The 8737-nt window shown below is 34.0% G+C and carries 8 protein-coding genes; 3 read left to right on the top strand and 5 right to left on the bottom strand.

The genetic code is table 11. The features are described 5' to 3' along the window. Positions 1–55 precede the first annotated feature (55 nt). A complete protein-coding gene (locus ACFOZZ_RS11760; protein WP_376815298.1) occupies positions 56–1414 on the top strand; it encodes a 6-phospho-beta-glucosidase in 1359 nt (452 codons plus the stop codon). A gap of 571 nt (positions 1415–1985) precedes the next feature. Here the strand turns inward: ACFOZZ_RS11760 and ACFOZZ_RS11755 are convergent. Genes ACFOZZ_RS11755 through ACFOZZ_RS11735 form a run of 5 tightly spaced genes read right to left on the bottom strand, consistent with a single transcriptional unit; the run spans position 1986 to position 6872 of the window. Continuing rightward, positions 1986–2636 (bottom strand): DUF6198 family protein, encoded by a 651-nt coding sequence (locus tag ACFOZZ_RS11755; protein WP_279147367.1) that lies wholly within the window; start codon positions 2634–2636, stop codon positions 1986–1988. Then, complete coding sequence (locus ACFOZZ_RS11750) at positions 2636–3469, bottom strand: hypothetical protein (RefSeq protein WP_055234128.1); 834 nt, start codon at positions 3467–3469, stop codon at positions 2636–2638. The genes ACFOZZ_RS11755 and ACFOZZ_RS11750 overlap by 1 nt, the downstream gene beginning before the upstream one ends. Next, entirely contained in the window at positions 3456–4790 is a 1335-nt protein-coding gene (locus ACFOZZ_RS11745; RefSeq protein WP_055234127.1) for a patatin-like phospholipase family protein, read from the bottom strand. Before ACFOZZ_RS11745 ends, ACFOZZ_RS11750 begins: the two co-directional genes overlap by 14 nt. Beyond that, positions 4787–6229 (bottom strand): 4-alpha-glucanotransferase, encoded by a 1443-nt coding sequence (gene malQ / locus ACFOZZ_RS11740; protein ID WP_055289608.1) that lies wholly within the window; start codon positions 6227–6229, stop codon positions 4787–4789. Before malQ ends, ACFOZZ_RS11745 begins: the two co-directional genes overlap by 4 nt. Position 6230: 1 nt before the next feature. Beyond that, positions 6231–6872: a lactate utilization protein gene (locus ACFOZZ_RS11735; RefSeq protein WP_278780811.1), complete on the bottom strand. Its 642-nt coding sequence runs from the start codon at positions 6870–6872 to the stop codon at positions 6231–6233. 72 nt (positions 6873–6944) lie between these two features. On the opposite strand from ACFOZZ_RS11735, the gene ACFOZZ_RS11730 reads away from it, so the two are divergent. Both ACFOZZ_RS11730 and ACFOZZ_RS11725 read left to right on the top strand, forming a co-directional pair. Further along, positions 6945–7469: a cysteine hydrolase family protein gene (locus tag ACFOZZ_RS11730; protein ID WP_055234124.1), complete on the top strand. Its 525-nt coding sequence runs from the start codon at positions 6945–6947 to the stop codon at positions 7467–7469. Between the two features lie 119 nt (positions 7470–7588). Next, positions 7589–8653 (top strand): branched-chain amino acid aminotransferase, encoded by a 1065-nt coding sequence (locus tag ACFOZZ_RS11725; RefSeq protein WP_006507057.1) that lies wholly within the window; start codon positions 7589–7591, stop codon positions 8651–8653. The last annotated feature ends 84 nt before the right edge of the window (positions 8654–8737 follow it).

Here is an 8737-nt window from a genome sequence, read left to right as displayed (position 1 = left end):
AAAAATACATTATTATATTGGGTAATATAATTTGCAGTCATCAGATGGGTAGAGTTTGCGGTTTAACAGTTTAGCCAATGTAGATTTAATGCCCCATGGATCAGATCGTTATGCGATTGGGACTGGAGAAAAGTGGATAGATCGAATCGATGATCATTATTTTCCAAGTCATCAAGCCGTTGATTTTTACCATCACTATAAGGAAGATATTGCGTTAATGGGAGAAATGGGTTTTAAAACTTTTAGGTTATCTATCGCCTGGACAAGAATTTTCCCTCTTGGTGATGAGTTGGAACCTAACGAAAAAGGATTATTATTTTATGAAAATATTTTTAAAGAATGTAAAAAATATGGGATTGAACCATTAGTCACAATTAATCATTTTGATTGCCCAATGCATTTAATTCATAAATTTGGTGGCTGGCGTAATAGAGAAATGATTGATTGTTTTGTTAAATTAGCTAAAGTATTATTTGAAAGATATAATGGTTTAGTTAAATACTGGCTCACTTTTAATGAAATCAATATGATTCTTCATTTCCCATTTGTAGCAGCAGGATTAAGATTTAAAGAAGGTGAAAATAAAACCCAAGCCATGATTACCTGCGCACATCATGAATTAGTTGCAAGTGCTCTAGTTACAAAATTAGCTCATGAGATAAATCCTGAAAATATGGTAGGTTGTATGCTTGCTGCGGGTTCTTATTATCCTGAAACATGTAATCCTGAAGATTATTGGAAATCAATTTGTGATGATAGAGAAAGTTATATGTTTATTGATGTGCAGTCACGAGGCTATTACCCAAACTATGCCTTAAAATGGATTGAAAAAAGAAATGCAGAAATACCATTTGCAGAGAATGATGTAAATATTTTAAAGGAAAATACAGTAGATTTTATTAGCTTCTCATATTACTCATCTCGTGTTTCTAGTGCTAATCCTGACAAGGGAAAACAAACAGAAAGCAATATTTTTGCTTCAGTTGTTAATCCATATTTAGATACAAGTGATTGGGGATGGCAAATTGATCCCTTAGGATTAAGAATTACTATGAACGAAATTTATGATCGTTATCAAAAGCCATTGTTTATTGTTGAAAATGGTTTGGGGGCCAAAGACAAGATTGAAGAAGATGGTTCAATTCAAGATGACTATCGTATTGAATACTTAAAGAAACATATTCAAGCAATGAAAGATGCAGTGGATGAAGATGGTGTTGATTTAATGGGATATACAACTTGGGGATGTATAGATCTTATTTCTAATGGAACGGGTGAAATGGAAAAGAGATATGGCTTCATTTATGTTGATAGAGATAATGATGGTCACGGTACTTTTAAACGCATAAAGAAAAAATCTTTTGATTGGTATAAAAAAGTCATTGCAACTAACGGTGAAGACTTAGATAATTAATCATAATAGGGTAGACGAGAAATAGTATCAGTTCTAAGATTAATCAATATTACTGCGTCTCCCATTGCACCGTATGTAACAAGTCTCGTATACGGCGCTACATTTACATGATAATTTCAAACTAACTTTGATAGTAATTAAGGGGATTGACCAAGCCAGGTCTATCCCCTATTCTTTTACCCAAAATTTAGGATTAATAGTGAACTACTTTGACTTAATACTCCGTATTAGAAGTCAAGGCTTCTAGGATGCTTACGCATCCGTTTAAAAATATTGACCACCTATTGCTAGGCAATCCTTATTCTTATTGCGTGTCCACTTCGCCTCTACTGTATAGAATATTTACATCCACAACGCTACTTTTACGCATGATATTTAATGCGCCACTTACATCTGCCTTTGGTATGATACGTATTTCCTTCACTCCAACCTTTATAGTATCGTCTTGTAGTTCACTACACTTGGCAGTAATTACCTGTGGTCGGACTATCTCTGACTGAATTAGTGCCATTCTTGCACACAAAAAAAGGCAGATATGTATAGATGAGCATATTTGCCTTTTTAATCTTCTTTATTCAACAAACTCTATTTCTGTAACAGAAGAGTAGAGTTTAGAAATACTTGTTTCAAGCAAGGCAATCACACGGCCTGTAAAAATCATAGAAATCACTGTTCCTAGTCCAATACCCAAAATACCACCAGTAAAGACAAAACCGATAATAAGTGAAATGATAATAGAAATACCGTCAAAGAGATTCTTACCAAAACCAAAGCCTTTATGACACTTTTCGCCAATAACACTTGCTAAGCCATCAGCAGGATTAGGTACTATTTTCATACCTACAGTGAGCGATGCCCCAATGCCCGTAATTACAATCGCAAGAATAAGCATGGCTGTACGAGCTGGAAAGCTAGAAGCGACGGGAATAACTCCATCGAACAGCTGAATAAAGAAGCTTGTGACAAGACTGGCTGGAATCTGTAAGAATTGAAAATAATCAAACTTCTTACCGAGTAAAATCCATTGAATAATGACAAGTAAAACGTAATAGATAAAAGTCATTACACCAATAGGAATATGCGTGAGATAGGCGATATTATAGGCTACAGAGATGATGGGTGACACACCTAATTGTGTCTTTGTATTGAGATCAATACCACAGCCTAAAATCAATAATCCAAGAAGATAAATTCCAATTCTTTTATAATTCAGTCCCTTCATTATTTAACTCCCTTTGAAAAACTATGCATGCTTGTCATCTGCTTCTGTAATTCTAGATCATCTCTTTTGATCCATTCAGCTACTGCATCATCCTTAGATGTATGAACGGATAAAACATGCACAGTATCATGATTTTTTTCATTCTCAATATAATACTTATGGAAAATATTTTCTACAAATTTTTTAATATCTTCTTCTGATTGATAATGAAGATCACGATAATCAAAGGTAGAGTATTCTCTTTTTGTTTGTATACGATAATGTTTGACTTCTGATACAATCCAATAAATTCCTCTATTTTGAATCTTCTTTGAGATATGACTGATTTCAATAGACATAGGGTCCTGTTTTTCCTTACATTCTAAAACAGATTCATCTAGAGTACGATATAAAACATAAGTGTTCTCATAATCACCTTTAGACGTTTTAAAGCCATCACGAATCATTCCTAAACTCTTAAAGCCTACTGTATCTAAAACTGCCTTTAATGTTTTTGTAACTGTATTTAATTGCATAATTGCATATCCAGCTTTAAATGCCTGTTCCAAAGAGTCTTTAATCAGACTATCTAGTTCTTTCTTATAGTCAGCTTTAATTGCATAAGAACAAGTTGCAATATGCTTACAATGTCCTGTTCCTAAAGATTTAATCAAATAAGCACCTACTAATAGATGATCATCAAGCATCACACCACAATATGATGATGATTCAATAAAATCATCAAGAACAGGCGTGTCTTCTTCAAGATAAAGTCCTGTTTCAATCACTTCATTAAAAAGAGAAATAACTTCTTTTATATCTTCTTTCTGGCATTTCCTTTTAATGATGTTCATCTGTTAAACCTCCTATTAATAAATAAATGAGTGAAGCCATCATTAGTTCCTTTTTACAGAACGTATAATATGACTTCATATCCATTGCTTCCTTGTATTTCATTTGATGTAGAAAGAATCCCACAATAGATTCTCTGTTGAGATGATTTTGTAAGAAAGATAGATTGACCCTTGTCAGACTTAGTTCCTGAGGGAAATAATCCTTCTCCATATATTTCTCAAATGCATGACGAATCATATTCTTGTATTCTTCAAAAGCGTAAACCTTTAAATCATCAAAGCCCATTAATTCTCCAATAAAATCTAAAGTAATATATGTATAATCTTTGAGATTTAAGATCATTTGATGATTGGCTTCTAATAATAAAGATGTCAGTTCTGAAGAATTACTATTAAAGAATCCTCTCATTTCTTTTTCCATCATCAATAATTGTTTATAGTAATCATGAAATACTGTCTGATTTGAAGGAAGAAAAGTATACTGATTGCCTTCATAATTTCCAAATAGCTTATAAGCCATTAAGTAGCCCAAACGCTTATTTCTTTCTAGTACATCCTTATTAAAGTCCATAAAACCACCTAAATCAACTGGTGGACATGAATAAAGAATAGAAGGACGATTGATATATTGTGGATGAACTGGAATAAGATGCATATCCACTACGACTATTTCATCTGCACCCATATCTAAGGCAAGATCAATAGGAAGATTATCACTAAATCCTCCATCAATATATTTATTACCATTTATTACTGTCATTGGAAAGACAGGAAAGCAGGCACTACTTGCAAGTAAATAATCAAGCATATGTCCTCTTTCCATTTCTGATTTAGTCTTATAACATGCTTTCATACTTGGAAACTGAACTGTACATATACCAAAATCAATAGGTGAAGACAATAAACGTTCTTCATCCATCAGTCCGCGGCAGTGTTCTACAAAAGGTGTATTGTCTGCCCCTTTGTTTTTGAAATAATATCTTAAAAAAGACTGAGCTAAAGATGTCTGCTGGGCAATGGATTCTTTAAGTTCAGACAAATTACTTCCCTCTTCCTTATTAAATAAAGAAGTTGTCATAAAGTCATCTCTTAAATCCGTTAAATCAGGGGCATTATTAAAGACATGATCCATATCTAATATATTCCATGTATACTCTAATCCTTCATAGTCTCCCATAGCGACTAACGCACCATTAAGAGCACCAATAGAAGTTCCTGTCACAATATCAAAATGTTGGTTTAATTCTTTTGCAGCAAGTAAGAAACCTGCTTCATAGGCTCCTTTTGATCCTCCACCACTTAATACAAGAGCTCTTTTCATAGAGTTTCATCTCGATTCGTATCATGAATGATTTTCTTCATGAATTTCATTTCCTTATTTAATTCTGCAAAGCGAGACATCTTCCATTCCCAGTTAGGAGATCCAATTGTACCTGGAGTATTAAAGCGTGATGTTTCTGGTTCTCCTAGAAGATCCCATACAGGAATAATGACAGACTCGGCAGGAAGATCCATACAGTAATGAATCATTTGACGATGTTTCTTACGTTCTTTATAACCTTCAAGAAGTAAATCCACTTCCTTTACTGTATCTTCATCAAGATTACTATACCATCCCATTAATGTATCATTATCATGTGTACCGCTATATACAACGACCTTATCAAAATCAAATTCATCCTTGTAATGGAACTGGAAGATATACATTCCCTTGAAATTATAATGATCTCTTAATTCATATACTTCATCTCTTAATAATCCTAGATCTTCAGCAAGAATATGTGTATCTGGATATTCTTCAAATAATTTGTCAAATAGTGCATAGCCTGGTGCTTCAACCCATTCCCCTACTACTGCAGTAGGTTCTGATGCTGGAATCTTCCAATAAGTATCAAATCCACGGAAATGATCAATACGTACTTCATCATAAAGCTTATTTGCACTATGAATTCTATCAATCCAGAACTTGAAATTTGTCTTTTCTAGATGATCCCAGTCATAGATAGGGTTACCCCATCTCTGTCCAAATTCACTAAAATAATCAGGTGGTACACCTGCTACAAATGAAGGTGTGCCATCTTCCTCTAATAAGAAGTCTTCCTGATCTAACCAGCAATCAGCACTATCTAATCCTACATAAATAGGCATATCCCCTATAATCATAATACCCTGATCATTCGCATATTTCTTTAATGCATACCACTGTTTAAAGAAATAGTACTGCAAGAACTCCTGATAATTGATTTCTTTCTCAAAAGGTAATAATTCAAAAGACTGATGTTTAGGGAACTTCTTATATTCCTCATGCCACTCTGTCCATGGCTTTCCCTCATTTGTTAATTTAAAGGTACGAAATAATGCATAACCCTCAACCCATTTATTGTTTTCCACAAACTGCTTAAAATCATCATTAAATTCAAATCTTTTATAAGCGAGTCTTAATAAGTTTTCTTTATGTGCACGCACAGCTTCATATTCCACTGTTTCAGCCTGTTTATTAAATGTTTTTAGTTCTCTTTTTTCAAGTAATCCATCTTTAACTAAGTCTTCTAAATCAATATAAAGTTCATCACCAGCATAAGATGAATAAGGCTGATAAGGTGAATTACCATATGCTAAAGGATTAAGTGGTAAGATCTGCCAGATCTTTATATCTGATTTCTTTAGCTGATCTACAAATCTATATGCGTTCTTTCCAAAATCTCCTACACCATAAGATGATGGTAGTGCAGAGATAGGACATAGTATTCCTGCTTTCATATTAATAACCTAACTCCTGTCTCATAATAATTACATGGATTCTATCCTTGTTTCCCTGGCGTGCAAGTTTGACATAAGATGCACAGATTCTTTGATCTGACATACAATTGACACACTTACCAGCAACAGCACAGCCTGTTTGACGGTTTAATCTGATTGCATTTGCTGGTGCTGACACGTTCTTAATATGATCAATGGCTTCTTCCTCTGTTTCAAAGATCTTATTGACACCAGCAACGACATAAACATCCTTAGGTCCATAGATCATTGCGGCCACTCTATTACCATTGCCATCGATATTATATAAGCAGCCATCTGTTGTCATTGCATTGGTACTCGTTAAATAAATATCCGCATTAAATGCTTCATGATGTATTGCGTTGATTTCTTCTTTAGTTAATCCTTTAGCATAACGATCAAGAAACTTCACATCACTTGCACGTACTAAATCCAATACATGCATTTCATCAAGTGACATAGAACCGCCTACTGCCACTACCTTTTGGTCCTTGAAAATTGTCTTGAAATAATCATGAAGTTCTTCTTCAGTATTAAGCACTTCACAAGTCATGTTATTTCTTTCTAATGCTTTCTTTAATCTTTCAATTTTCAAATCATACATACCTAATAAATTCTTATCCATAAAAAACACCTCTCTGTCCCCTATTATAACATATGAAAGTGGTTTATAATAAATAAAAAAGGAGGTTTAATCATGAGCAAGAAACTACTGGTTGTTGTAGATTATCAGAATGATTTTGTGGATGGTGCACTTGGATTTGAAAAAGCAACCAAGATTGCCCCTTATATCATTTCATTAGTAAAGAAATATGAAGAAGAAGGTGAAGATGTCTGGTTTACTAAAGATACACACTTTAATAACTATCTAGAAACACAGGAAGGTAAGAATTTACCTGTTCCTCACTGTATATCGCAGACAAAAGGACATGAACTTTATGGAGAATTGCAGTCTTTAAGTAGAAATCATACAGTGATTGAAAAAAATACTTTCCCATCTTTAATGCTTGCGAACTTATTAAAGGATACAGCTTACGAAGAAGTAAGAGTTGTAGGAGTAGTGACTGATATTTGTGTCATTTCTAATTGTATTATGATTAAGAGTGCGCTTCCTGAAGCTTTAATTGAAGTAGATACAAAAGGATGTGCTTCTTTTGATGAAAACCTAGAAAAAGCCGCTCTTACAGTATTAGAAAAGAGTTTGCAGGTTAAAGTGATTTAGTGCTATTTTTCTGTTTTCCATAAATTATATAAATTCTTTTGTATTATTTCCTCATTTTGTATTGCATCTAGCAAATGATAGTACTATAATGAGAACAATTCTAAAGGGGGATTTTAATAATGGAAATCAAAGTAGAAAGAGCAAAGACTCTTAAAGAAAAGCCTGATCAGTCAAATCTTGGCTTCGGTAAATATTTTACAGATCATATGTTTGTATATGATTGGGATTCTGAAAAAGGATGGCATGATGCACGTATTGTACCATATGCTCCAATTCAGATGGATCCAGCCACAATGGTTCTTCACTATGCACAGGAAACTTTTGAAGGATTAAAGGCTTATCGTGATCCTGAAGGAAATGTTCAGTTATTCCGTCCAGAAATGAATGCGAAACGTATGAGAAACTCAAACAAACGTTTATGTATGGCTGAATTACCAGAAGAAGACTTCGTAGAAGCAGTAGAAACTCTTGTTAAGTATGAACAGGATTGGATTCCTACTGCACCTGAAACTTCTTTATATATTCGTCCATTCATGTTTGCAACTGAACCAGGTGTTGGTGTTCATCCAGCAAATAAATATAAATTCGTTATTATCTTAACACCAGTAGGAAATTACTATCCTGAAGGTGTTGCACCAGTTAAGATCTGGATCGAAGATGAATTTGTAAGAGCTGTAAAGGGTGGTACTGGTTTCACTAAATGTGGTGGTAACTATGCTGGTTCACTTGCTGCTCAGGTTAAAGCAGAAGAACATGGTTATACTCAGGTATTATGGCTAGATGGTCAGGAAAGAAAGTATGTTGAAGAAGTTGGTTCTATGAACATCATGTTCTTAATCAACGATACAGTAGTCACTGCACCTCTTGAAGGTTCAGTACTTCCAGGTGTTACAAGAGATTCAATGTTAACAATTCTTCGTGACTGGGGCTATAAAGTAGAAGAACGTCATCTAAGTGTTGATGAATTAATGGAAGCAGGACGTACTGGTGCTTTAAAAGAAGCTTGGGGTACAGGTACTGCAGCAGTTATTTCTCCAGTTGGTGAATTATGTTATAAGGGTGAAGAAGTTCTTATCAATGACTTCAAGACTGGTGAATTAACTCAGAAATTATATGATACTTTAACAGGTATCCAATGGGGTAAACTTCCAGATAAGTTCAACTGGATTCATAAAGTAAAATAATCAAAAAGCGCTTCGGCAATGTCATTAAGTTAATAATGCTAGAATTTAAGTCAGATGATATATCAGCAGATATATTATTCTGAC

It is taken from the genome of Catenibacterium sp. GCM10023432, assembly GCF_042651925.1.
Lineage (GTDB): Bacteria > Bacillota_I > Bacilli_A > Erysipelotrichales > Coprobacillaceae > Catenibacterium > Catenibacterium mitsuoka.
The sequence above is the reverse complement of the archived record's forward strand: the minus strand, read 5'-3'. Positions and strand labels throughout refer to the sequence as shown.

Bases quoted from the DNA above. Each gene is read 5' to 3' on its own strand.
- ACFOZZ_RS11755 (WP_279147367.1), bottom strand. From the start codon at position 2,636: ATGAAGGGACTGAATTATAAAAGAATTGGAATTTATCTTCTTGGATTA.
- ACFOZZ_RS11750 (WP_055234128.1), bottom strand. From the start codon at position 3,469: ATGAACATCATTAAAAGGAAATGCCAGAAAGAAGATATAAAAGAAGTT.
- ACFOZZ_RS11745 (WP_055234127.1), bottom strand. From the start codon at position 4,790: ATGAAAAGAGCTCTTGTATTAAGTGGTGGAGGATCAAAAGGAGCCTAT.
- malQ (WP_055289608.1), bottom strand. From the start codon at position 6,229: ATGAAAGCAGGAATACTATGTCCTATCTCTGCACTACCATCATCTTAT.
- ACFOZZ_RS11735 (WP_278780811.1), bottom strand. From the start codon at position 6,872: ATGGATAAGAATTTATTAGGTATGTATGATTTGAAAATTGAAAGATTA.
- ACFOZZ_RS11730 (WP_055234124.1), top strand. From the start codon at position 6,945: ATGAGCAAGAAACTACTGGTTGTTGTAGATTATCAGAATGATTTTGTG.
- ACFOZZ_RS11725 (WP_006507057.1), top strand. From the start codon at position 7,589: ATGGAAATCAAAGTAGAAAGAGCAAAGACTCTTAAAGAAAAGCCTGAT.